This window comes from Chryseobacterium sp. 3008163, from assembly GCF_003669035.1.
GTDB lineage: Bacteria > Bacteroidota > Bacteroidia > Flavobacteriales > Weeksellaceae > Chryseobacterium.
This window is the reverse complement of sequence record NZ_CP033070.1, coordinates 2,999,882-3,024,356: the sequence shown is the minus strand read 5'-3', so window position 1 is coordinate 3,024,356 and position 24,475 is coordinate 2,999,882. Positions and strand designations below refer to the sequence as shown.

21 protein-coding genes and 2 pseudogenes are annotated in these 24,475 nt (G+C 33.6%); 10 read left to right on the top strand and 13 right to left on the bottom strand.

The features are described 5' to 3' along the window. Positions 1–107: 107 nt before the first annotated feature. Positions 108–2,135 carry a M43 family zinc metalloprotease gene (locus tag EAG08_RS13805; protein WP_129535949.1) on the bottom strand — a complete coding sequence of 676 codons (2,028 nt, stop codon included), beginning with the start codon at positions 2,133–2,135 and terminating at the stop codon, positions 108–110. Positions 2,136–2,426: 291 nt separating this feature from the next. On the opposite strand from EAG08_RS13805, the gene EAG08_RS13800 reads away from it, so the two are divergent. Next, positions 2,427–2,894, top strand: a complete 468-nt coding sequence (locus EAG08_RS13800; protein WP_129535948.1) for a hypothetical protein — start codon at positions 2,427–2,429, stop codon at positions 2,892–2,894. Positions 2,895–2,919: 25 nt separating this feature from the next. Here EAG08_RS13800 and EAG08_RS13795 read toward each other — a convergent pair whose 3' ends face one another. The 10 genes and pseudogenes from EAG08_RS13795 to lpxB all read right to left on the bottom strand — a co-directional run bounded on the left by EAG08_RS13795 (position 2,920) and on the right by lpxB (position 16,415). Next, positions 2,920–3,579: a DUF6048 family protein gene (locus EAG08_RS13795; RefSeq protein ID WP_129535947.1), complete on the bottom strand. Its 660-nt coding sequence runs from the start codon at positions 3,577–3,579 to the stop codon at positions 2,920–2,922. Further along, positions 3,545–4,009 carry a hypothetical protein gene (locus tag EAG08_RS13790; RefSeq protein ID WP_228446577.1) on the bottom strand — a complete coding sequence of 155 codons (465 nt, stop codon included), beginning with the start codon at positions 4,007–4,009 and terminating at the stop codon, positions 3,545–3,547. Before EAG08_RS13790 ends, EAG08_RS13795 begins: the two co-directional genes overlap by 35 nt. Before the next feature lie 5 nt (positions 4,010–4,014). Next, the gene (locus EAG08_RS13785; protein WP_129535945.1) at positions 4,015–6,489 is read right to left on the bottom strand and encodes a zinc-dependent metalloprotease; all 2,475 of its coding nucleotides are present in this window, start codon (positions 6,487–6,489) and stop codon (positions 4,015–4,017) included. Positions 6,490–6,526: 37 nt separating this feature from the next. Beyond that, entirely contained in the window at positions 6,527–7,933 is a 1,407-nt protein-coding gene (gene rlmD, locus EAG08_RS13780) for a 23S rRNA (uracil(1939)-C(5))-methyltransferase RlmD (RefSeq protein ID WP_129535944.1), read from the bottom strand. Positions 7,934–8,172: 239 nt separating this feature from the next. Beyond that, positions 8,173–9,717, bottom strand: coding sequence for a TlpA family protein disulfide reductase (locus EAG08_RS13775; protein WP_129535943.1), 1,545 nt, complete (start codon positions 9,715–9,717; stop codon positions 8,173–8,175). A 139-nt stretch (positions 9,718–9,856) separates the two neighbouring features. After that, a pseudogene (locus EAG08_RS13770) lies at positions 9,857–10,623 on the bottom strand (succinate dehydrogenase/fumarate reductase iron-sulfur subunit). Positions 10,624–10,647: 24 nt separating this feature from the next. Next, positions 10,648–12,659, bottom strand: a pseudogene (locus EAG08_RS13765) (fumarate reductase/succinate dehydrogenase flavoprotein subunit). Between the two features lie 15 nt (positions 12,660–12,674). Beyond that, positions 12,675–13,337, bottom strand: coding sequence for a succinate dehydrogenase cytochrome b subunit (locus EAG08_RS13760; RefSeq protein WP_129535942.1), 663 nt, complete (start codon positions 13,335–13,337; stop codon positions 12,675–12,677). Between the two features lie 144 nt (positions 13,338–13,481). Then, on the bottom strand, positions 13,482–15,236 hold the full coding sequence (locus EAG08_RS13755) for a ComEC/Rec2 family competence protein (protein WP_228446576.1): 1,755 nt from the start codon (positions 15,234–15,236) through the stop codon (positions 13,482–13,484). Between the two features lie 72 nt (positions 15,237–15,308). Beyond that, positions 15,309–16,415 carry a lipid-A-disaccharide synthase gene (gene lpxB, locus EAG08_RS13750; protein ID WP_129535940.1) on the bottom strand — a complete coding sequence of 369 codons (1,107 nt, stop codon included), beginning with the start codon at positions 16,413–16,415 and terminating at the stop codon, positions 15,309–15,311. Between the two features lie 102 nt (positions 16,416–16,517). On the opposite strand from lpxB, the gene EAG08_RS13745 reads away from it, so the two are divergent. From EAG08_RS13745 to EAG08_RS13730, 4 genes are all read left to right on the top strand, one after another. Beyond that, positions 16,518–17,027, top strand: a complete 510-nt coding sequence (locus tag EAG08_RS13745; protein WP_129535939.1) for a DUF2480 family protein — start codon at positions 16,518–16,520, stop codon at positions 17,025–17,027. A 4-nt stretch (positions 17,028–17,031) separates the two neighbouring features. Then, positions 17,032–17,949, top strand: a complete 918-nt coding sequence (locus EAG08_RS13740) for a protein O-mannosyl-transferase family (RefSeq protein WP_164998576.1) — start codon at positions 17,032–17,034, stop codon at positions 17,947–17,949. A 77-nt stretch (positions 17,950–18,026) separates the two neighbouring features. Continuing rightward, positions 18,027–18,290 (top strand): hypothetical protein, encoded by a 264-nt coding sequence (locus EAG08_RS13735; RefSeq protein WP_129535937.1) that lies wholly within the window; start codon positions 18,027–18,029, stop codon positions 18,288–18,290. 87 nt (positions 18,291–18,377) lie between these two features. Continuing rightward, on the top strand, positions 18,378–19,037 hold the full coding sequence (locus EAG08_RS13730) for a DUF937 domain-containing protein (RefSeq protein ID WP_129535936.1): 660 nt from the start codon (positions 18,378–18,380) through the stop codon (positions 19,035–19,037). A gap of 56 nt (positions 19,038–19,093) precedes the next feature. Here EAG08_RS13730 and EAG08_RS13725 read toward each other — a convergent pair whose 3' ends face one another. Together EAG08_RS13725 and EAG08_RS13720 are read right to left on the bottom strand one after the other, a co-directional pair. Further along, entirely contained in the window at positions 19,094–19,213 is a 120-nt protein-coding gene (locus EAG08_RS13725) for a 30S ribosomal protein THX (RefSeq protein ID WP_129535935.1), read from the bottom strand. An 88-nt stretch (positions 19,214–19,301) separates the two neighbouring features. Beyond that, positions 19,302–20,696 (bottom strand): MATE family efflux transporter, encoded by a 1,395-nt coding sequence (locus EAG08_RS13720; RefSeq protein ID WP_129535934.1) that lies wholly within the window; start codon positions 20,694–20,696, stop codon positions 19,302–19,304. Between the two features lie 124 nt (positions 20,697–20,820). Here EAG08_RS13720 and EAG08_RS13715 point away from each other — a divergent pair, with 124 nt between their 5' ends. The 5 genes from EAG08_RS13715 to EAG08_RS13695 all read left to right on the top strand — a co-directional run bounded on the left by EAG08_RS13715 (position 20,821) and on the right by EAG08_RS13695 (position 24,406). Next, complete coding sequence (locus EAG08_RS13715) at positions 20,821–21,417, top strand: DUF2975 domain-containing protein (RefSeq protein ID WP_129535933.1); 597 nt, start codon at positions 20,821–20,823, stop codon at positions 21,415–21,417. Positions 21,418–21,420: 3 nt separating this feature from the next. Further along, positions 21,421–21,627 carry a helix-turn-helix domain-containing protein gene (locus EAG08_RS13710; protein WP_129535932.1) on the top strand — a complete coding sequence of 69 codons (207 nt, stop codon included), beginning with the start codon at positions 21,421–21,423 and terminating at the stop codon, positions 21,625–21,627. Between the two features lie 112 nt (positions 21,628–21,739). Beyond that, positions 21,740–22,288, top strand: coding sequence for a hypothetical protein (locus EAG08_RS13705; RefSeq protein ID WP_129535931.1), 549 nt, complete (start codon positions 21,740–21,742; stop codon positions 22,286–22,288). 455 nt (positions 22,289–22,743) lie between these two features. Beyond that, positions 22,744–23,919 (top strand): S41 family peptidase, encoded by a 1,176-nt coding sequence (locus tag EAG08_RS13700; protein ID WP_129535930.1) that lies wholly within the window; start codon positions 22,744–22,746, stop codon positions 23,917–23,919. Between the two features lie 52 nt (positions 23,920–23,971). After that, a complete protein-coding gene (locus EAG08_RS13695; RefSeq protein ID WP_129535929.1) occupies positions 23,972–24,406 on the top strand; it encodes an ankyrin repeat domain-containing protein in 435 nt (144 codons plus the stop codon). Positions 24,407–24,475: the final 69 nt, after the last annotated feature.

The following is a 24,475-nucleotide window of genomic DNA, read 5'->3' as shown; positions in this document are numbered from 1 at the left end:
AGTTTCATATCGATTAAGTAATAAAAAAGTAAAATTTAACCAACAACACTAGCATAAACAAAAAATCCCTAGAAAAACTAGGGATTTTAGTATGATAAAAACTTTTATTATTTTTTAATAAACTTAATACTTTCAGAGATATCTCTGTCATTGATTGTAATAATATAAGTTCCTTTTACCAATTCAGCAACTCTCACTTGATTATTATTAATCTCACCTGCTTTTACAATTTGTCCAACTGCATTATGAATTTCATATTTAGCTTTGTTAGAAACTTTTGTAATATTTAAAATATCGTCAGCTGGATTTGGATATAACGCAAACGTCTCTTTAATAACTTCATTAGTTCCTAAAACTTGAGCCTTAAGAAGTCTAGTTTGAGTTAGGCTATAATGAGAACCAGTTATAAGGGTAGCTCCAGATTGTGTTTTTATATTATAATAACCACCCCATTGATAAATACCATCACCAAAACCATCATTTATGGTAAATGTATAACACTCCAAAGGATTTAGTGTCCAATTAAAAGTTTGTAATGCTGGAAGGCTCGTATTAGTACTTGGATAAGCTGAACCACTGTAAACTGTTACTCCCGAACTATTTTTTAAATTCCAACTAACTTCAGCTCCATAAGGATCTAATTGAAGATTAAAAACTACGTTTGCATCAACTCTAGCAGGAGCACCAAGATAGTTAACTGTTAGATTACTGTTAGATGATCTCTGATCTGCTGTACCATTTACAGAAGTAACATTTATATTTAATTGTCCCCCAAGTGTACTTGCACCCATTGGAAGCGTTACAATTTGATATTTATCTTGAGCCAAATTACCTGTCCAGTTGAGTGTTTGAGAGTTACCATTTATAGTATAAGTAATTACTGCGGAAGTCAATGCACTTGTTCCTCTATTATAAAGTGAAATTTTAGGACTTTGTGCTACCGTTGAGCAAGAAATAGTTGCACATTCTCTCTCAATCTTTACTTCTGCATCATTTGCAAATAAAGGAATCGCAATATCTTTCGTAGATGTTTTAAGCTCTAATCTCCTAGGAGAATTATTCATAACAGCTGTAATTCTAGCTTTTTGATCAATTGTAAAGATGTTCATACAGGCATCATTAGTGTAATCCATGTAATTTTCTACCATTTCAAAAACAGCTGGATTATCACAACTTGCTATAGCCGGATTACATACATAATTTTCCATATGAGCTGTTGGAGTGTCTGTACAATAATCTGTTCCACATGCTTGATCTCCCCAAATATGTCTTAATCCTAAAAAGTGACCGACCTCGTGAGTCATAGTCCTTCCTTTATCATATCCAGTAATCATAGAAAATGTACCATCCACATCATAATCAGTACTTCCAAAAGTACCATATCTAGCTACAACACCATCCGTATAATAATCACCACCTACTGGATCTAAACCTGCAAGGTTAGAATCAGGAAATTGAGCGTAGCCTAAAATGCTTGAGTTACTTGGGAAATTCACACTCCACATATTCATATATTGTGTAGTATCCCAGCTTGTTTCTGGTTTTACAAATTGTTCTACTTGCTGTCTAGTCCAAGATGCCTGACAAAGATTAACTCTATCAATACCATTTGTCGGATTCCCGTTAGGATCCACTTTTGCCAGAGCAAATTGAATCTGGGTATCTGCACCTACAACATTACTATTAAACCCTGGTGTTCCTGTTAATCTACGGAAATCATTATTCATTACAGTAATTTGAGACATTACCTGCTCATCGACAATATTCTGTGCAACACCATAGGCCTGACCACTATGAATAACGTGAACAACTACAGGTATCGTAACAATATTTCCAGATTGAGATTTATTTGCTTTAGCGTTCTTCACTAAAGGCGCAAGCCAAGATTCAAATTGCTCCGTTGTCATTCTTCCTGGAAAACTTTCTCTAAGAAAATTCTCATAGTCAACAGTTGAGCATCTCTCATAACCAGAAGGGTTGGATGTATCTCCGAAAGATTTTTCTTTAAATTCAGCATTCTTGGATCCCTTTACTATTTGAGCATGATATACTCCAATCGTAAGAAAAGTAGATAATACAGCTACTCTTAAACCAGTAAATTTCTTCATTTTTAAAATTAATTTAAATTTTGCCAAATATACATCAATTCAGTAATTACACACTTTTTTTAATTACTTTTTTCAATATCTATGATAGTATTTAACGTTTTACCCTAAAAATAAATTTTTTGAGAATTAATCTAGAAAATGTTTTTGATTAAATTAATAATGACATTTAATCCATACTTATGCATTATTTCATAAACGGGTTAAGTCTAATAAATTTTAAGATTAATTATTAATAAAAAACAATTTCTAAAAACATGGAATACAATAATATTCTGGCATAATTTTCTGTATATCTTTATACTTATTTATATTTAAAAAATGAATTCAAAAACACTTCTTATTTTAATAATTTCTTTTGTTTTAAATATTAGCTGCTTATCACAGAAAAAAGATTTACAATTAATGAATAGTATTAGTACAAAAACCGAAAATCAAATCATAAAAAAGATTGAATTGACAGAGAAAACAAGAGGTACGAATAGATTATTTACCTTCGCCAAAAATTCTTTGACTAAAAACATAAACGGCGAAAAAACAACTTCAACATTATCATCTTTGCAATGGAAAAACATTCTCCAAATTACTAAAATGATTGACTTACAAAAAATATCCACGTACAAATCGCCAACAACTGGTAGATATTCTGATGCAGCATTAGCAAGTACAATAATCATCACTGTTGATGATAAAAAATATAATTCTTCTGATTTCGATGAGGGTAAAGCACCTAAAGAATTAGAAGCTTTGTATAATGAGCTTCAAAAAATTGAGGAAAATGTGAAGTAGAAAATCACATTTCTAAAAAGTTATACTAAAACTTATATGCAATACTCCAAGCAAAACCCATATTAAATTTAGAAGAGCTTCTTCCAAAACCTGGAACAATCATAGGCACAACTTCATCTTGTTTTGAAGTCACCATGAGATATCTCGGTTGCATATTGACATCAATGAAAAAATTTGAGGTAAATAACTGAACTCTTCCACCTATCGTTCCTTCCAACCAGAAAGATGATTGGGAAGATGCAGGCATTGAAACTGATGAACTGCTTCCACCAAAACCTCGGATAGGGATTGCAAAGTATTCCTGAGTATAAAATGACCCGCCTATTTTTGCTCCGCCATAGAAACCGTTGAATTCATTTTCAGGATCTCTCGCTAGCATATAAAAACCACCAACTTTGAAAAACGGACCGTTAGCAGTTGCATCGTAACCATTTTTCTGATAGATGTTTTTCTCAAATCCTGCTTCTACGATTGCATGGATGTTGCCTTTTATTTTTGATGAAATAAATCCCTGAAACAATTGTCTGTCTGAAAAAAATGAAACTCCGGTGTTCAAAACATCTACCCCAACCATGAAGTTGGGTTCGTATTTCCATTTTTCTTTTTCGGCTTCCTTTTTTTCCTGCGCAGAAAAAAGCAGTCCCAACAGACTAAAAAACGAGGTAAAGATTAGTTTTGTCTTCATTTTCAATAAAGTTTTGTCCGGATTCTAGTTTTATGACAGGGGTTACTTTTAATAATTGTCCGCTTACGTTTTCATAATTTAATTTGGCTCCACAGCCAGGCGAAACGTAAATTGATTTTGTAGTGTAACTCACCCGTACTTTTGATGAATCACCTTTTTTAGTCCTTTTTACATACAAATCGGTGAATGGAGAATCGTCAACACGAAGAGGAACTAAGATAGAATCTGTATTTCTGCTCCATCCCAAATCCACCGTTCTCGCTCCATAATCTACATATACCTTTAGAGAATCTAAAGTGGTAATTTTATCGGCATTTTTAAACATGATTTTCATTCTTGGCGTACCTTCACCGCTTTCGCAGATGTCGTCATCTCCGCCACAGGAAATCATGATGACAGATAATATAAGGAATGACAGTAATTTTTTCATTTTAATTATTTTGGATCTAAAGCCTTTTCAATACGGAAAACCAAATCTTCGTAATGGTATTTATTCACCAGGTCTGAACTTGATTTTGCAGAAAGGTCTTTTTTAATGGTATTTAAATTCCCTCTTACCAATGCAGAAACATCTGATTTGTCTGAAGCTCTATTATCAACGAGTTTTATTAATGAATCGATATAATTTCTCTGAAGATTTCTTCTGTAAATATCTACATTATCATTTTTAAGAATGGCTGTATTTAAATCTGAAAGCAATTCAATCACAGAATAGGTGTTAGATTCTACAGCTTCCATTTGATACATATTCTGAAGAACCATCGGGCTCAAAATTCTTCCCAAAACACCATTCTGAATTTCTTCAATTGTTTTCACAGGAGTTTTTCCGGTTTTTTCAAAAATATCTTTTTTTATCAGCCATTGAGGAGTTGTGAAAATATTTTCATCTAAAAACTTCATGGCTTCTTTCTGATCTTTTTTAGCAACAACTTCATACACTGCTCCCGACTGTTCTGCCGTTTTCGGAGTTTCCATCTGTCCACCGACGTATTTTGAAACGTGACCTAAGTATCTTCTGAACTGGCTCGTCACCTGATCATACATCATATCAAGGTTTGCATAATCTTCGTTTGGAGTTTTCGTCCAATTTTCTAAATTATCAACAATTCTCTGAAGGTTTTTAATTCCATAAGTACTTGCAATCATTGCATTGTCACCAACTTGTTCACTTTGTGATCTTGGATCTAATGGATTTGTTTCTGTTCCGAACCACAATCTTTCGTTTTTCAGATTTTTAATTACCCATTTATTCAGATATTCTTTTTCTGCATCCGGAGTTTTAAACTGATTGAATCTTTTGTATCCCCACTCTATTGCCCAATCATCATAATCACCGATTCTTGGGAAAATCCCGGCATCACCAATATTATCTTCTGGTTGTGCAACATAATTAAATCTTGCATAATCCATAATTGAAGGCGTGTGGCCATTCTTTTCCAGCCATTTTTTATCTCTCAGTTTTTCGACAGGAACCGTTGAACTTGAACCGTAATTATGTCTTAAACCTAAAGTATGCCCAACTTCATGAGAAGAAACAAAACGAATCAACTCACCCATTAATTTATCTTCAAATTCAATTTTTCTTGCTCTTGGATCGTTTGGTGAAGCCTGCACGAAATACCAATTTCTCAACAACAACATAACATTATGATACCAGTTGATATGACTTTCTAAAATCTCTCCGGTTCTAGGATCGGCAATTGAAGGTCCTGAAGCATTAGACACATCAGAAGGCTTATAAACAATCGCTGAAAATCTTGCATCTTCAAGGCTCCATTCTGTATCTACTTTCGGATCCGGAACTTTTGCTACGATTGCATTTTTAAATCCTGCTTTTTCAAAAGCTTTCTGCCAATCATTGACTCCCTGTATTAAATAAGGAACCCATTTTTTTGGAGTTGCCGGATCAATGTAGAAAACAATCGGTTTTGCCGGCTCTACCAATTCGCCTTTATTATATTTTTCTACATCCTGAGGTTTGGGTTCAAGACGCCACCTTTTAATCAAAGAAATCTTTTTTACTCCTTGAGGATCAAGATCGAAATCTGTATAACCCACTGTAAAATATCCAACTCTCGGGTCAAAGTATCTTGATTGCATTTTATTTTCCGGAAGAAGTACAAATGAAGAATTAATTTCTACCGTATAATTCCCACTTACTTTTGGAGCGGGCATTCCGGGAATTGCCGGGGTTGTTACTCTACCTAAAGTTCTCGCGAAAGTTTTAGTAGTATTAATTTCAATATTCGTCGGGAAAGATTTAACAAAATTTACAAATGACATGTCTTTCTGAAATACGCCAACTCTGTAAGAATCTTTAGACCAAACCGAAAAAGATGTCAATTCATTATCAGAATTTAAAACATCCGTAACTTCAATTACAGACGAATTTTTCTTGACACCATATGCTTTTACATCAAAAGATTTAATGATAGACTGCACATTGTTTCTCGTCACCGAATTATACATTTGCGACGTAGAATCTTTCGAATAATCAACGTGAGAAATTGAACGTAGCAAGATTTTATCTTTTGGCCCTTTTTCAAAAGCGATTACCTGTTGACCAATCTGATCTCCAGCATAACCGGAAGTTCCAGAACGCATTCCAGCGGCAGCTTTTGTTAGTCTTGTCACCAATAGAAATTCCTTCTTCAACATCGAATCTGGAATTTCAAAATAATATTTATCGTCTACTTTATGAACTGTAAAAACTCCCTGATCAGAAACCGCTTTATCGGTAATAATTTCTTTAAATGGCTTAATCAGGCTTTTCTTTTTATCGTCTTTTTTTACTTTTGCCGTATCGGTTTTCGCAACAGCCGAATCTTTAGGCTTTTCCTGAGAAAATAAATTTTGCTGGCAGAATACCAAAGCTGCTAATAATAAGAATGTTTTACAGTTTTTTATCATATCAATATCTGATTTGTCTATTCAAATTTAAAAATAATTATTTCTTAACCAACAATGCAATGTTCTCAACATGATGCGTCTGTGGGAACATATCCACTGGCAAAATTTTGACTAAAGTATAATGGTCTTTCATTAAAGCTAAATCTCGTGCCTGAGTTGCCGAATTACAGCTTACATAAACCACTTTTTCAGGAGCTAATTTTAGGATTTGTTCAACAACTTTTTGGTGCATTCCGTCTCTTGGAGGATCGGTAATCAAAACATCTGCTTTCGGATGATTTTCTAAAAACTCATCATTGAAAACGTTTTTCATATCTCCACAGTAGAAAGTTGTGTTCGTCAAACCGTTTAATTCAGCATGCTCAATGGCTGCATCGATTGCTTCCTGTACCGATTCAATTCCGATAACGTGTTTAGCATTTCTGGCAACATATTGTGCAATCGTTCCTGTTCCTGTATATAAATCGTAGACCACTTCATCACCTTTTAAGTCGGCAAATTCAAGTGTTTTTCTGTATAATTCTAAAGCCTGTTTATAATTGGTTTGAAAGAAAGATTTTGGGCCGATTTTAAATTTAAGACCATCCATTTCTTCCATTAAAAATCCTTCACCAAAATAAGTATTTACATTAAGATCGTAAATAGAATCATTCTGTTTGGGATTGATGGCATACACCAACGTTTTGATCTGTGGGAATTGTTCTAATAAATAATCAAAAAGTTTTGTACGGTTTGCTTTTTCTTCTCTGTACAATTGAAACAAGACCATCCATTCTCCTTTCGAGTTTTGTCTCATCATCAAAGTTCTCAGAAAACCTTTTTGCTCTCTGACATCGAAAAAATCTAATCCGTTCTCAATTCCGAAATTTCTTACAGCCAAACGAATCGCATTAGAAGGATCTTCCTGCAACCAGCATTCTTTTAGATCTAAAATCTTGCTCCACATTCCCGGAATGTGAAAACCAAGCGCATCTCTGCTTCCGTAGTTTTCTTCAGAACTGATTTCGTACTGAGTCAGCCATCTTGCATTAGAGAAAGAAAACTCCATCTTGTTTCTGTAGAAGTATTGCTCTTCTGCACCTAAAATACGAACGGTTTCGAAATCATCAATTCCGCCAATTCTTTTGATATTATTGTAAACTTCTTCTTGTTTAAAGTCAAGCTGCTTTTCGTAGCTCATATTCTGCCATTTGCAACCTCCACAAGTTCCGAAGTGAATACATTTTGGCTCAACTCTGAATGGCGATTTCTCAACAATTTCTTTTACTTCTGCCTCAAAATATTTTGATTTTGACTTTTTCACTCTTGCATTCACCACATCGCCGGGAATTGCTCCTGAAACCAGTACTGTTTTTCCTTCTTCAGTTTTTCCTATGGCAACACCTTTTGCGCCTGCGGCAAACAATTTTATATTTTCAAGAATTACATCTTTCTTCTTTCTCATATCAATTTCTATCGCTACGGATATAGCTTTCTATTTCTATCCCCGTAAATTTTCTATTTTTTCTGTACTATATAATGGCTAAGCAATCAGCTTTCATGATTAGCTTATCATTCAAAGTTTAAAATTTAGCTTTAAATGTTTGAGCTATTGACCGATTAGCTTTTTATTTTCGCTTTGCAAAAATACAATAAAAAAAACCTTATCCGAAGACAAGGTTTTTTTCTATTGTGTAAGTTTTATTATTTTGTCTGAGCCGGTTGCTGAGGAGCTTCCTGAACTGGAGGAGCAGGCTGAGCTGATGGATCCATATTCATTTGAGGCATCATCTGCTGTTGAGGAGCAACCTTTGGTGCAGAAAGACCTGTTTCTTTATCTAAGATCGTAATCAAATCCTGATCACCTAAGTTAACAAAAGATCTGCTTGCGATTTTACCGTTTTTGTCTACCACGATGAAGTTTGGCAATTTAAATCCATAAACTCCGTATTTTTTAGCGATGTCAGAATTAAGACCACCTTCAGCATAAACATTCGTTCCCTGAATTCCTTTCATCATTGAATTGCTAGTTTTTGTAAACTGATCTTTTGTATCATCAACATTTACGAAAACGAAATTCATTTTAGATTTATAGAAATTCACTACTTCTTTCAATACTGGGATTGTACCTTCTGCGATGTAAGGATTCCAAGATGCATAGAAAACCAATACGTAAGGCTTCCCTTTGTTCTCGCTCAATTTGTAAGCTGAACCGTCTGCTTTTACTAATGAAGCTTCTGGAGCATCATCACCAATTTTGAATCCGTTGATGGTAAACTGCATTTTTTTAACATCTGCTTTTACACCAGCATCTTTGATATCTTCTTCGATGATTTTTTTGATTTTATCAGTTGTTGCAGCAGGAGTTTGTGGGTGAATATCAGACTGAGCCATTACGAATGCCAACAAATAATCTTTAGTAATCTGAGAAACTTCTTTCTGAGACTTCAAGAAATCATTAAACAATTCTGTAGTTGTGATATCTGTTTTACCTTTACTTTTTCCTTCAGCAAATTTTTGGAAATCAGGGCTCATTTTAGTTAAAAGATATTGTCTGAAGAAAGGGCTTGTTTTCACCATTTCGTCATTGTTTTCTTTTAATTTATTTTCATAGTCTGTAAATACTTTCCCCATTTTGAAAGAAGGATTTCCAGACATTTGCTTTTTAGTCATTTCATAATTTACCAATAAATTAAGAATAGCAACTTTAGCATCAGTTTTTTTCCATTCAACCACTTCTTTACCCGGGTTGAATTTCTTTACGTTCTCTTCGATATTTTTGTTGATATCAGCTTCGATTTTCTGCATAGCCTTTACGTACTTTGCTTCATCACCAGCTAATAATTCCTGAATGTTTAAACCTTGGCCGTAAGTAGAAAGAAATTTCTGACTTGCTTGGTAAAAGTCATTATCATTTTTAGCATCACCTGTTACGACATACTCATTAGGGAAAGTAGCTGCACTTCCGGAGATGTTCACAGTTTGTCCGCCTTTAAGGAAGATTAGGTTTTGCTTTCCTGCATAGTTGATAACGTACATTCCATTTTTAGGAGCTTCAAAAGTTCCTGCGAAATTTCCGTCTTTGTCTAAGCCCATGTTGATTAATGGCAAAGTAGCAACACCAGAAGCCTCTACAAATTCTACTCTTTCTAATGGAGAGCTTCCTGCGATTTTTCCTTTTACTTCAACTTTTTTTGAACAAGACATTGCAAATATTGCAATGACAAATAACAAAAGATATTTTTTCATTTTTGATTTTAAATAATTTAGCAAAAGTAAGTTTTTCGATAAACTTACTGCTATCTAATAATTGATTTTATGAAAGATTTAACTAAAAATTTCGCCTTCATTGAAGAAGACGAAATTTTAAATATATTTTTAAAACAGATTAACCTCTGTCTGCCATAGCAGCCATGTACTCTCTGTTCATTCTTGCAATATTCTCAAGAGAAATACCTTTAGGACATTCTACTTCACAAGCACCAGTGTTTGAACAGTTACCAAAACCTTCCTCATCCATAGCTTTCACCATGTTCAGAACTCTACGTTTTGCTTCTACTCGACCTTGAGGTAAAAGAGCATACTGAGAAACTTTAGCTCCAACGAATAACATTGCAGAACCGTTTTTACAAGTCGCTACACAAGCTCCACACCCGATACAAGCTGCAGCATCCATTGCTTTGTCTGCATCTTCTTTAGGAATAGGAATTGCATTCGCATCCAAAGTGTTTCCTGAAGTGTTAACCGAGATAAATCCTCCCGCAGCCATTACTCTGTCGAATGCGCTTCTGTCTACCATTAAATCTTTGATCACAGGGAACGCAGCGCTTCTCCAAGGTTCGATAACGATCGTTTCACCGTCTTTGAACATTCTCATGTGAAGCTGACAAGTTGTAATTCCTGTATCTGGACCATGAGCTCTACCATTGATGTAAAGAGAACACATCCCGCAGATTCCCTCACGACAGTCGTGATCAAAAGCGATGGGTTCTTTTCCTTCGTTGATTAAGTTCTCGTTCAGAATATCTAACATCTCCAAAAATGAAGAATCTGTAGAAACATCTGATATTTTATAGGTCTCAAACTGACCTTTAGTTTTTGTATTTTTTGTCTCCAAATTTTCAGCGTAAGATGAAGGCCTTTTTTTGCACTCATAATTTTATATTTATAGGTTGGAGATTATTTGTAACTTCTCGCTTTAACTTCGATGTTGTCATAGATAAGATCTTCTTTATGCAGAACTTCTTGCTTAATATCATCACCCTGATATTCCCAAGCTCCTACATATTTGAAGTTGACATCATCTCTTTCTGCTTCACCTTCAGGAGTAGAATGATCTTCTCTGAAATGCCCACCACAAGATTCGTTTCTGTGTAATGCATCGATAGCCATTAACTGTCCTAATTCGATAAAATCTGCAACTCTGAACGCTTTTTCAAGTTCGGTGTTCATCCCTTCAGTTTCACCCATTACTTTCACGTCTTTCCAGAAATCTTTTTTTACCTGATCAATTTCTGCAATAGCTTCTCTTAAACCTTCAGGAGTTCTTCCCATTCCAACTTTATTCCACATGATGTGTCCTAACCTTTTGTGGAAATGATCTACCGAATGTGTTCCTTTATTATTTACAAAGAAGTTTACTTTGTCTTTAATTTCTTTTTCAGCTTCGTCAAACTCGGCAGAAGTCGTAGGAATTTCTCCTGTTCTAATGTCTGCAGAAAGGTAATCTGCAATGGTGTATGGAAGAACAAAATATCCGTCTGCCAAACCTTGCATTAATGCTGAAGCTCCCAATCTGTTTGCTCCGTGATCTGAGAAGTTGGCTTCACCGATTACGAAACATCCAGGAATTGTAGACTGTAAGTTATAATCAACCCAAACACCACCCATTGTGTAGTGAACGGCAGGATAAATCTTCATTGGAGTTTTGTAAGGATCATCCGCAGTAATTTTTTCATACATTACGAATAAGTTACCGTACTTCTCTTCAATCCAAGCTTTTCCAAGGTCGTATATCTGTTGATCTGTAGGATTTTGAATATTTTTTTCGATAGCGGTTTCTTTACCTTTTTGATAATCTCTGTTGAGAAATCAAGATAAACACCTTCTTTGGTCTCGTTATTTTCTATACCATAACCAGCATCACATCTTTCTTTACCCGCTCTAGACGCAACGTCACGAGGAACTAGGTTTCCGAATGCAGGATACCTTCTTTCAAGATAGTAATCTCTATCTTCTTCTTTAATATTTTCAGGTCTTAATTTACCTTCTCTGATTGCAACTGAATCTTCAATTTTCTTAGGAACCCAGATTCTTCCGGAGTTTCTAAGTGATTCAGACATCAAAGTCAGTTTAGACTGCTGAGTTCCGTGAACCGGAATACAAGTCGGGTGGATTTGCACATAACAAGGGTTTGCGAAGTACGCTCCTTTTTTGTGAATCTTCCAAGCTGCAGAAACGTTTGAACCCATTGCATTGGTAGAAAGGAAATATACATTCCCGTAACCTCCTGAAGCAATAACCACGGCGTGAGCAGAATGTCTTTCAATTTCGCCAGTTACAAGGTTTCTTGCGATAATTCCTCTTGCTTTTCCATCTACGATTACTAATTCTAGCATTTCGTGACGGTTGTACATTTTTACTCTTCCTTTTCCAATTTGACGGCTTAATGAAGAATATGCACCTAATAATAACTGCTGACCAGTTTGTCCTTTTGCGTAGAAAGTTCTTTTAACCTGAACTCCACCAAATGAACGGTTATCTAATTGTCCGCCGTAATCTCTACCAAATGGAACTCCCTGAGAAACACATTGGTCGATGATATTTGCAGAAACTTCAGCTAATCTGTAAACGTTTGCCTCTCTTGCTCTATAGTCACCACCTTTGATGGTGTCGTAGAACAGTCTGTATGTAGAGTCACCATCACCCTGATAATTTTTAGCAGCGTTGATACCACCCTGAGCCGCAATCGAATGCGCTCTTCTTGGTGAATCCTGATAACAAAATGCTTTCACATTATATCCCTGCTCAGCCAAAGTAGCTGCTGCAGAACCCCCTGCTAAACCTGTACCTACAACAATAATATCAATTTTATCACGGTTGTTAGGCGCAACAAGGTTCATATGGTCTTTATGATTTTTCCATTTATCCTTAAGTGGACCAGCTGGAATTCTTGAATCTAATTTACTCATATTAGTATATTGAAATTATTGAGTTACGTAATGAAAAACTGCGATGAAAATAAACCCAAGCGGAATAAGGATAGAATACCAATTTCCAAAAGCCTTAATTACCGGTGTATATTTTGGATGTCTTGCTCCAATTGATTGGAAAGAAGACTGGAATCCGTGTGCTAGATGTAAACCAAGCAATCCAAAAGCGACTACATAAAGAATCACTCTCCAAAGATCATGAAACTTGTGGTGAAGTTCAGCATAATACCTAGTTTCATCTGGTGTATTTGCCTGAATGTATTTGTAATTCATTTCAGGAAAATAAAAATCATAAAAATGCAATACCAAGAAAGCTAAAATCACAGCACCAGAAATAATCATATTTCTAGACATCCATGTAGAGTTAGCAGAACCTTTGTTATCGGCGTATTTTACAGGACGTGCCTTGTTATTTCTTATTTCTAAGATGAACCCCATTGCAAAATGGAATATTACCGCAAACATCAAAATAGGTTGCATCAGGAACTGAACCGCCGGATTGTACCCCATAAAATGAGAAGCTGAGTTGAAAACATCTTCACTGAAAACAGATGTCATATTGGTGGATAAATGCATCAACAAAAAGATCAGCAAAAACATTGCTGAAAGCGCCATCGCATATTTCCTTCCTATCGAAGAACTTGTTAAACCTGCCATATTGAGTTTAAATTTGATTTTCCACAAAATTAAGGAATGTTAACAAAACTAAAAAGTGAGAAATCTCACTATTAGGCAGTTTGTAATCTTTCTAAATAACTATGGAATATATTGAAAATGCGAGAAAAATTTAAAAAATCGATATTATTTTAAATTATAAACTTGGTTATTAAAAACCACTTTTTCCGATAAAGCAGGAAGTTGTTTAATCTTAAAATTTTTCACCCTTCGAGAAGACACGTAAGGATTAATAATATATTGCCGAATTTTCTTTTCATCATCCCAGTGTTGAATCCAAAAACAGACTACATTTCCTTTTTTAACCGAAACAACATTACTTTTTCTATATTGATGAACCAAAATTTCTTCTTTTTGATTCTCATAAATTGTAAACGAAATTCTCAAAATAAAAAAGAATAAAATTGCCAAAGAAAATTGCGCAAATCTTTTAGCATTAAATTTAACAATCACGAATCTCAAAAGGTAAATGACAATAAAAAGTATGGCAACCTCAACGAAATTCATTGAGATGTTTTCAAAAAACAAAGATTCAAAATCAGCAAACCAATGAATTATTTTTAACAGTAAATCGATGATGAAATTGTAACCCGAATTTATAATACCGAAATCTAATCCCAAAGCCATCAAACCTGTCACTAAAAATGAAAAAATGATAATTACTTCAGAAAACGGAACGATGAAAAAATTAGCAACAATTGAAATAAAAGAAAATTGGTGAAAATAGTACAAAACCAACGGCAGCGTCGCCAATTGAGCAGAAATCGAAATAGAAACCGTATTGAAAATAATCTTTTTGAAATAATTATCTTGTTTTGGCAAATATTTTAAAATCGGCTGATTGAGCCAGAAAATCCCGAACACTGCCAGAAAACTCAACTGAAATCCAACATCAAAAAACTGCTGCGTATCAATCATCAAAATAATGAAAGCAGATAAAGCTAAAGAGTGCACTAAATCTGGTTTTCGCTGAACCAATACATAGACAAAATACACCGTAAGCATAATACAAGAACGTATTACCGAGCTCCCAAAACCGATAAACAAAGCAAAAAACCAAATGAAAGCCAAACTTAAAATGATTACAGATTTTCGGAATCTTAACGGCAAAATTTTCATTAAAACAAAATAGAGCATCCCGAAAATAACTACAACATGAGTCCCGGAAATCGCAAGAAAATGCACCAATCCCGAACGGTTAAAATCCTGCAAAGTTTCCGAATCAATCTCTGTGCGATCCGCCAGAATAATTCCTTTTAAAAATTCCTGACTTTTCGGTGACATTTCAGAATGATTAATTTCCTTTAAAACTTCCAGTCTTTTCTGACTGATTTTTTCACCAAAAGACAAATCATTTCTTATTACTGAACTTACCTCATCATTAATATAACATTGATAAAAAATGTTTTTCCGATGAAGATATTTTGCATAATCAAACTGAAAATCATACTGCGAAGATTGAGGTTGGCTTACATAAGCTTTAGCTTTGTAATAATGCTCAAAATCAAGCTCTTTACTCTCTTTTGGAATTAATACAATTGCATTAAAAGTTTCTTTTCCAATCTTTACAATTGCTTCGTATTTTTTATTTTTTTCTGTTGAGTTTAATTTTTTAGAAATCTTAAAAACAATGTTTTCATTTGATTTAAATGAAATTTGAGAAGCGTTTGGAAAATTTAAATAATGCAAACAGATTCCCAATCCGAAAAAGAATAACCCAAGTAATATTGAATTGAATTTCGAGATAAAAAATGATTTGATGAATGTAGAAATCGCAATAAAGAAACAGAAAACCGCAACAGTAAGAATGAAATTTTGTTTAAAAGAAAAATAATCCTGAAATAAAATTCCAAGAATAAAGCAGCAAACTAATATTAGCAATGGCTGTCGGTTCAATTTTCATCAATTTGTACTACTAAAGTAATGAAAAAATGAAAATCTTTCGTAAAAAGTTTATTTAATTTTCAGAATAATATCTGCAGCATTATCGCTTGCACCTTTACCCCCAAGCTTTGTACGTAAAGTTTCGTACTCTTTGAGCATCAAATTCCTTGAGTCGCCTTCAAGAATTAATTTTAATTGCTCAACAAGACTTTTAGTATTTAATTCACTTTGAATCAATTCTTTAACCACTTCTTTATCCATAATTAGATTGACGAGCGAAATATATTTGATATGCTTCACCAATCTTTTTGCAATCGCATAAGAAATCTTGCTTCCACGGTAGCAAACAACTTCCGGAACATTTAATAATGCCGTCTCAAGAGTCGCTGTTCCAGAGGTTACCAATGCAGCTTTAGAACATCTTAACAAATCATAGGTTCTGTTGGACACAAAATGCACATTTTCGTCCACATATTTCTGATAAAAATCCTTTTCAAGACTTGGAGCTCCCGCGATAACGAACTGATAATCTTTAAAATAAGGTCGTACCGAAAGCATAATCTCCAACATCTTTTCAACTTCCTGCTTTCTGGAACCTGGAAGCAATGCGATAATTTCTTTTTCGTTTAAGTTATTTTCTTTTTTAAAATATTCAATATCAACATCTTGCAACGTCGAAATTGCATCAAGCAAAGGATGTCCTATAAAATGAGATTTTACGTTATGTTTATGATAAAAATCTTCTTCAAAAGGAAGAATGACCATCATCTCATCTACATATTTTTTGATGGTTTCTACTCTACCTTCCTTCCACGCCCAAAGTTGGGGCGAAATATAATAGACCACTTTAATCCCGAGTTCTTTAGCAAACTTTGCGATTCTTAAATTGAAACCCGGATAGTCAACCAAAATCAAAACATCTGGAATATTATTTTTAATATCGGCTTTGCAGAATTTAATATTATTTAAAATTGTTTTTAAATTCATTGCAACTTCAAGAAAACCCATGAAAGCAAGATCACGATAATGTTTTACCAAAGTTCCACCTTGTTTTTCCATCAAATCACCTCCCCAAAACCTGAATTCTGCGTTGGGATCTTTCTGCTTTAAGGATTTCATTAAATTACTTCCGTGCAAATCTCCGGAAGCTTCACCTGCAATGATATAGTATTTCATGAACGATAATTGATAAATGATTTTATCTATTGAAACAACAGTTTCAAACATCAAAATTCAAATAATAATTGAGTAAATTTGCTTCAAAGATAATGATAAAAAATGTCAGAAGAATTTGAAATAAAAAATAAAATTGCGTCTAGCGGACTGGTCAATTTTGACCTTACAGATTTGGTTCCGAAAGGCATCAGAAAAGGAATTGATTTGAAAGATTTTCTTTTCATGGAAATGATTTTGAAGGAAAAGGACTTCCGTGAAAAAGTGGCTGCTATCAATCCTGAAGAGTACAAAGATCAATATGTTTACATCTACAATTCTGCAGATGCAATTGTTCCGCTTTGGGCATATTTTCTTATTACTGCAAAATTAACCGATGTTACAAAGAAGATAATTTTCGGAAATAAAGAAGATCTGGAAGTTCTTTTGATGCATAATGCAATTCAAACACATGATTTTGATGATTTGAAAGACAAAAGAGTTTTGGTAAAAGGCTGTTCTGATAAAGAAATTCCTGAAAATGCCTACATAGAATTAGTTGAACAACTGAAACCGATTGTAAAATCCTTGATGTTTGGGGAAGCTTGCTCTAATGTTCCTATTTTTAAGAATTAAATCTATGAGTAAAAGAACTTTAGCTTTTTTAGTTTTTATTGCTTTTTTCTTAATTTATTATATAGGTAGTTTTTCCAAAATATCTTTTGGAGACTGTATAGGATTTGTTTTGGATGTAGAAAATCGTGAATTTTTAACTATAGCTACACCACTTGCTCATTTTCTGTATATTAATACTGCCGTAGTTTTTACAAAATTTTTAAACTTTGACAGTGTTTCGGTCATGCGACTCATGTCTGTCATTCCAGCCGCTATTACGGTAAGTGCACTATTCTATCTGATAAAAGAATTTATTGAAGAAAATTGGATTGCAGTAACCTCAGTGTTCGTTTTTGGTTTGGGGTTCACATTTTGGCGGAGTGCAGAAACAGTAGAAGTTTACACCTTCAACGCTCTTTGGGTTATTCTTTTTTTTATCTATTCAATCAAATCATTAAAGAGTAATTCTCAAAAATACATTGTGGCTGCTGGTATTTTATTGAGCATAAGTTTTTGGGTTCATATCCAGAATATTATGCTGATTCCTGCATATTTGGTTTTCCTTTATTTATTAAAATCTGAACGCAAGAGCATTATCTTATCTTTCATCTCCTTTATTTTTATTTTTTCTTTGATGTTTTACACAAATCATCTTAATAATATTGAATTGAAATATGTTTTCACATCAAAAAGCGGACCTTGGGTAGAAAACACTTTTAAACAAAGCTTTTCTGATTTAGTAAAAGATGTCGCAAAATCTCTATTGTATTTGATTTATAATTTTAATCTATTCATTGTATTTGCCATTAGTGGAATGATTTATTTATTCAAAAATTATAAAAAGAGCTTTCTATTTTTGTTCATAGCTTCTTGTTTCACGCTTGGTTTTGCGACATTTTATGCAGTTTCAGACAATTATGTTTTTTTATTCCGTTTTATTTAATTTTTACAGTTTTTATTGCTTTAGGAATAAAGCAATTGAGTAGTAAATACAATTTGAAAAAATTAATATTTGCTCCTTTGTTTATTCCATTCATATACATTTTAAGTCTTTATATTGTTTCGTTAACTCCTCAAGGAAAAAAATTTCATCAGGAGAAATTATACAAAGGTGGTTTGTATTATTATATGCTTCCTTGGCTTACCGATAATGTAGGATGTATAGAATTTACTTTAGACAACATAAAATGTAAGGATAATGTTGAAGCTTTAATTGAGCAATCAAAAGAATTTATACAACTCCGACTGAAATATCAGCCACTTTCAGAAATTCGCAAACTTTAACATTCATTTTAATCTAAAAAAATTTTTAATTCAAGAATTTTGATAACTTTGATATTCTAACAATTTTAAAATTTAAACACAAAAACAATGAATTTAATCGACCTTTTAACAGGAAACACAGGAAATCAAGTAGCTGAACAAGCCGAGAACAAATTCGGTATAAGCAAGAACCAGATTATTGCACTTTTGGCAGTGGCTACCCCACTTGTTATTTCTTATCTTAGAAATAAATCTCAGGATGCGAAAGAAGCGGAAGCTTTGAACAATGCTTTAGATAAAGACCATGACGGAAGTATTTTAGATGATACATCTCAACTTGACAACAGACAAGACGAAGGTGGATCTATTCTTTCTCACGTTTTCGGAAATCAAAAAAACAATGTAGAAAACCAATTATCTCAGAATACCGGAATTTCTATTGACAAAATCGGACCCATTTTGGCGATGCTTGCTCCAGTAATCATGGGTTACATAGGGAAAGAAAAGCAACAGAATAATGTGGGAGCCGGTGGCCTTGGTGATCTTCTTGGAGGAATTTTGGGAGGTGCTCAAAATCAGGCTCAGCAACAGCAATCTAGTCCTTTAAACGATATTTTGGGAAGTGTTTTAGGCGGCGGACAATCACAATCTTCAGGAAATCCTTTGAATGATATTTTAGGAAGTGTACTTGGAGGCGGTGGACAGCAGCAAAAACAACAACAAGGAGGATTGGGAGATCTACTTGGAGGACTTTTCGGAGGAAAGTAAACTTATTTTAAACATAAAAAAATGACCGGAGAAATAATCTTCGGTCATTTTTATTTTTAGTCTTTTGACTTTTCAGCAGCTGCTGAATAAGCTTTTGAAGCTTTTCTAGGTCTTTTCTTTCCGTAGCTTCCTAAGATGATTTTCCCTTTTCTTGACTTTCTGTCTCCTTTTCCCATAATATTATAATTTGTTATTCTTCACAAGTTACACATTAACAACAAGAAGTCAAAAGATTTTGCAGTTAAATATATTATAATAAATAAGTTACACTTTCACATTCTTCCATTTTCCTTTTTTAAATAAAATAAAAGCAATGATTGTTATCAATGTTTCTGCCACAGGAATTGAAATAAAAACTCCTTTCGGACCCATTTCAAAATATTTTGACAACACATAAGCCAAAGGAATCTGAAACATCCAAAATCCGAAAAAATTGAGACAAGTTGGTGTCCACGTATCTCCTGCTCCATTGAAAGCATTAATGGTTACCATTCCTATTCCATAAAACACAAAACCGATACTCATTATGTGTAATGCATTTTTAGCATAATTTTTTATTTCAATCTGCTCCGTGAAAAAACCAACAAGGAAATCGCCAAGAATTAAAAACAGCAAACTCACCAAAAGCATGAAAATCACATTGTACTTTACGGTTTTCATAACAGATTGTTCTGCACGGATCATTTCACCTGCACCCATATTTTGTCCGACTAAAGTTGAAGCCGCATTACTCAATCCCCAGGCTGGAAGCATAAAGAACATCATTAATCGAAGTGCTGTCTGATAGCCTGCCGATGCATCTTCCCCACCGGTTGTTGCGACCAATTTTGCAAGAAAAATCCAGCTGCATGAAGCGATGACAAACTGGAATATTCCGGGCATGGCAATTTTTATGATGGACATGATTAATTTAAAATCAGGTTTAAAATAAATTGTTTTGATTCTCACCAAAGAATCAGCAATAAAAATATGATACAACTGATAAAGAACTCCTGTACTTCTCCCGATGGTTGTTGCAACTGCAGCTCCAGTTAAACCCATTGCAGGAATCGGACCCAATCCTCTTATCAAAATCGGACAAAGAATAATGTTGGCAATATTGGCAATCCATAAACTTTTCATGGCGATGGCAGCATTTCCTGCACCTCTGAAAATTCCGTTAATTAAAAATAACAGCATGATAATCACGCTGCTTCCCATCATAATTCTTGTAAAATCTTTTCCGTATGCTGCAGCATCCGGTTTTGAACCCATCAAAATCAAGATTTCTTCTGCATAAACCACTCCCAATATACTCAAAACAGAAGTCACAACAAATGAAACTGAAATCACCTGAGCCGCGCTTCTGGAAGCCTGTTCAGGATTTTTCTCACCGATTCTTCTTGCCACAACTGCGGTTGCGGCCATACTCATTCCGATAGCTATAGAATAAATGATGGTCAACACAGACTCAGTAAGACCAACAGTTTGAATGGCAAAACCACTTTCTTTGAGGTGACCAACAAAATAAAGGTCAACCAGAGCAAAGACAGATTCCATGGCCATTTCCAGCATCATCGGAATCGCTAAAAGAAGAACAGCACTTCTGATACTGATTTTGGTATAATCAGTTTCTTCTTCGCTAAACGCTTTTTTCAGAAAATTTAAATATTTTTTCATCTTAAAATTAATCGCCTTAAAAATACGATTTCAATAAATTTAATTTCAAATAAAATAATTTTAATAATTAATTATCGTAAAACAATAAATATTTATACATTTGCAATAATAAAATATTAAAACAATGAAAATCATCGGAAAAAATTCTCTTTCTCAATACATAGGCTATTTCCTCTTTGTATTGTTTATTATTCTGTCAGCTCAATTTATCTACGAACAAATTGGCTATGCCACATCTTATTATAATTTTAAAACCAATAATTCGATGTTATCAGATTTCTATATCATCGGAAATGATGTTGGATGGGCAAAAAACCACTACACCGTAAAATTTGATGATCTGATGAAGTTCAAATTTTATGTTCCCTTTACAACTCAGAATTTGATAACAGGTATTTTTAGTCTCACTACCTACATCAGCAATACCGTGAGAGGTATTTTTATGATTGCTTTTTTTTACAGCAGTTATAATATTTTCAAAGAAATCAGCAACGAAAAAGTGTTTAATTTAAAAGCTATTCTCTGGTTGAAAAGGTTTGGCTTGCTCAATATTCTGTATACAGTTGCAATGATTGTTATAAGCATTTTCCGCATCAACGATTTAGGCAATACAGCATTTTCTGCCATCCCTTTTTTATTCTTCGGAGTTCTCATTTTATTTATTGTAGAATTTTTTAAAAAAGGTTACAACTTACAGTCAGAAAACGATTTAACAATATAAACCATGCCAATCATAATCAACGTAGACGTCATGTTGGCGAAAAGAAAAATGCAGTCTCAGGAACTTGCAGAGAAAATAGGAATTACACAAGCCAATCTTTCCATTTTAAAAACGGGGAAGGCAAAAGCCTTGAAATTATCGACATTAGAAGCAATATGTAAAATTCTCGATTGTCAGCCCGGCGATCTTTTGGAATACGTAAAAGATTAAAATTCTTTAACAGTTTACTTTTAAATTTAATTTTCAAAACTACAAGTATCTTAAAAACTTGTACAAACTATACTTTCAAAAAAAAACACTCACTCAAATAAAATCTTCAATTATGAAAAAATATTTAATTTCAGCCTTATTAATGTTAGGTTTAAATTCTTTTGCACAACAGAAAATTGAAAATCTTAATTTTGAAAATTTTGAAAATGATCTCCCTTCTCAATGGACAACATTTGGTGGCAGCATTGCAAAAATATCAGCAGATGCAAAAGAAAAACAAGAAGGAAAAACTTCGGTTTTGTTTCATACAACAGAAAACTCAGGATTTAAAGCATTAATGTATACACTTCCCGAAAATTATGCAGGGAAAAAAATCACACTCTCCGGTTATATCAAAACAGAAAATATTTCTGACGGTTTTGCCGGTCTTTGGCTAAGAATAGATCCTGAGATTGCTTTTGACAACATGGAAAAAGTAAATTTAAAAGGAACAAATGATTGGAAAAAATATGAAGTAACGCTTGATATGTCTCCGGAAAATACCAAGAAAATAGTTTTTGGTGCTTTACTTTCTGGTACAGGAAAAATGTGGGTTGACAATCTAAAAATCACGATTGACGGAAAAGACATTAAAGATGCTAAAATTTTCGAAAAAAATTAACCAAAATTGATCTGGACAAAGAGTTTGACCTTGGCTCAAAAATTTCAAATATAAATCTTGATAAAGAAAATGTAGATTACCTTACAAAACTTGGACTCATTTGGGGCTATCTTAAATACTATCATCCAAGTGTTGCAGAAGGAAATCACAATTGGGATTATGAGCTTTTCAGAATATACGAAAAGACAAAAGGCGTTTCACTTAATAAAAGAGACGAAATTCTTATACAGTGGATCAAAAATTTAGGCAAATACCAAATTGCAAAAAATTCTGAGCCGGAAAATGTAAAATTTAAACCCGATCTAAACTGGATTACTAATTCAGGTTTTTCAAAAGAACTTTCTGAAGAACTTTTAAAATTAAAAGAAGCGAAAAGACCACAAGCAAACTATTATGTAGATTTTTTTAGGCAAGTAGGGAATCCCGATTTTAAAAATGAAAATCCTTATCAACAGATGAATTATCCTGATGAAGGTTTCCGCCTGCTTTCGCTTTATAGATATTGGAATATGATTCAGTATTATTTTCCATATAAAAATCTCATTGAAGAAAATTGGAAAAATGTTTTAAAGGAATTTATTCCCAAATTTATCAACGCAAAAAACGAAACAGAATACGCCTTAGCTTCCCTTGAAATAATCACAAGAATACGAGATACACACGCAGATATCACAAATTACAACAAAGGGATTCATCATTTTTTCGGGACAAGATATACCGCTCTACAGTTAACTTTTGCAGAAAACAAAGCTGTCGTCAATGATTTCTATAATGAAAATTTTGCCAAAGAAGCCGGAATTCAGAAAGGCGATGTCATTACAGAAATTAATAGTGTAAAAACGGAAGATTTTGTAAATAATTTACTCAAGTATATTCCAGGTTCCAATTATCCTACTCAATTGAGAGATGTTGCTGGAAATTTATTGAGAAGTAATAACGAAAACATTAAGATAAAGTTGACAAGAAATGTGAAAACAGAAGAAAAAACAATTAAAACCTACACCGGTACTGAGCTAAAATATACAAGAGAGAAAAAAGAATTTTTCAAAATGCTCGACAATAATGTTGCTTATTTTTATATGGGAAGTGTAAAAGCTGATGAACTTCCTGCGATTTTTGAAAAAATAAAAAACACAAAAGGTTTGGTGATTGATTTTAGAAGCTATCCATCAGATTTCGTTACCGTAAAAATGGGGAAACTATTAAAACCTGAGACAACAGAATTTGTTAAGTTTTCAAATACAAACAATACTCAACCTGGGCTTTTTACTTTTACAAAAAGTTTGGTAATTCCCGGATCCGGTAAAAACTCTTACCAGGGAAAAATTGCCATACTCATCAATGAAACTACTCAGAGTAGTGCGGAATATCATACGATGGCATTCAGAACGGCCCCAAGTTCAAAAGTTTTTGGTTCACAGACAGCAGGAGCAGACGGTAATGTTTCAGATTTTGTTCTGCCTGGAAATATTACAACGATGATTAGTGGAATTGGAGTTTACTATCCCGACGGAAAAGAAACCCAAAGAATAGGAATTATTCCTGATGTAGAAGTAAAACCTACCATAGCCGGAATCAAAAACAACAAAGACGAAGTTTTGGAAAAAGCAATGAATTGGATTAATAATTAAAAGTATCAAAAAAAATATTTAGATTTGTATATTAATTGAAAAAATAAATTTTATGAAAAAGATTATATCGGCTACTTTGCTTCTTGCAATCTCAATTTTCGCAAACGGATTATTTGCTCAGCAAGTCTCTAAAGACCAAATGAAAATCTTCCAAACTGATAATCTTCAGGGATTTAAAACAGCATTTACACAAGAAGAATACAATAAATGTTTCAACATCAAAGACAGATCTTATGACCTTCTTTCTCTTGCTGTAAGACATGAAAGAAAAAATAATTTTGCCTTTTTAATCAATAACACGACAGATGTCAACAGAGTATGTGGCAACAATACTCCTTTGATAGTTGCTGCGACTTACGGAAGAATAGATATGGCAAAAGCACTACTGAAAAAAGGTGCAAGCAAATCTGTTAAAAATTCTAACGGAGAAACGGCTAAGGATATTGCTATAAAAAACAATCATCCAGAACTTGCAAAGATTTTGTAATACAGTACAAATTATATAATTTAAAACTTCCTTCGGGGAGTTTTTTTGTTTATAAACCCTGCAAAAATA

What these genes read in the sequence shown, in the direction of transcription:
- EAG08_RS13760 (WP_129535942.1), bottom strand. Translation starts at nt 13,337, where the DNA reads ATGGCAGGTTTAACAAGTTCTTCGATAGGAAGGAAATATGCGATGGCG.
- EAG08_RS13695 (WP_129535929.1), top strand. Translation starts at nt 23,972, where the DNA reads ATGAAAAAGATTATATCGGCTACTTTGCTTCTTGCAATCTCAATTTTC.
- EAG08_RS13700 (WP_129535930.1), top strand. Translation starts at nt 22,744, where the DNA reads ATGAATTATCCTGATGAAGGTTTCCGCCTGCTTTCGCTTTATAGATAT.
- EAG08_RS13795 (WP_129535947.1), bottom strand. Translation starts at nt 3,579, where the DNA reads ATGAAGACAAAACTAATCTTTACCTCGTTTTTTAGTCTGTTGGGACTG.
- EAG08_RS13775 (WP_129535943.1), bottom strand. Translation starts at nt 9,717, where the DNA reads ATGAAAAAATATCTTTTGTTATTTGTCATTGCAATATTTGCAATGTCT.
- EAG08_RS13800 (WP_129535948.1), top strand. Translation starts at nt 2,427, where the DNA reads ATGAATTCAAAAACACTTCTTATTTTAATAATTTCTTTTGTTTTAAAT.
- EAG08_RS13715 (WP_129535933.1), top strand. Translation starts at nt 20,821, where the DNA reads ATGAAAATCATCGGAAAAAATTCTCTTTCTCAATACATAGGCTATTTC.
- EAG08_RS13705 (WP_129535931.1), top strand. Translation starts at nt 21,740, where the DNA reads ATGAAAAAATATTTAATTTCAGCCTTATTAATGTTAGGTTTAAATTCT.
- EAG08_RS13790 (WP_228446577.1), bottom strand. Translation starts at nt 4,009, where the DNA reads ATGAAAAAATTACTGTCATTCCTTATATTATCTGTCATCATGATTTCC.
- EAG08_RS13710 (WP_129535932.1), top strand. Translation starts at nt 21,421, where the DNA reads ATGCCAATCATAATCAACGTAGACGTCATGTTGGCGAAAAGAAAAATG.
- EAG08_RS13785 (WP_129535945.1), bottom strand. Translation starts at nt 6,489, where the DNA reads ATGATAAAAAACTGTAAAACATTCTTATTATTAGCAGCTTTGGTATTC.
- EAG08_RS13725 (WP_129535935.1), bottom strand. Translation starts at nt 19,213, where the DNA reads ATGGGAAAAGGAGACAGAAAGTCAAGAAAAGGGAAAATCATCTTAGGA.
- EAG08_RS13740 (WP_164998576.1), top strand. Translation starts at nt 17,032, where the DNA reads ATGAGTAAAAGAACTTTAGCTTTTTTAGTTTTTATTGCTTTTTTCTTA.
- EAG08_RS13730 (WP_129535936.1), top strand. Translation starts at nt 18,378, where the DNA reads ATGAATTTAATCGACCTTTTAACAGGAAACACAGGAAATCAAGTAGCT.
- EAG08_RS13720 (WP_129535934.1), bottom strand. Translation starts at nt 20,696, where the DNA reads ATGAAAAAATATTTAAATTTTCTGAAAAAAGCGTTTAGCGAAGAAGAA.
- rlmD (WP_129535944.1), bottom strand. Translation starts at nt 7,933, where the DNA reads ATGAGAAAGAAGAAAGATGTAATTCTTGAAAATATAAAATTGTTTGCC.
- lpxB (WP_129535940.1), bottom strand. Translation starts at nt 16,415, where the DNA reads ATGAAATACTATATCATTGCAGGTGAAGCTTCCGGAGATTTGCACGGA.
- EAG08_RS13745 (WP_129535939.1), top strand. Translation starts at nt 16,518, where the DNA reads ATGTCAGAAGAATTTGAAATAAAAAATAAAATTGCGTCTAGCGGACTG.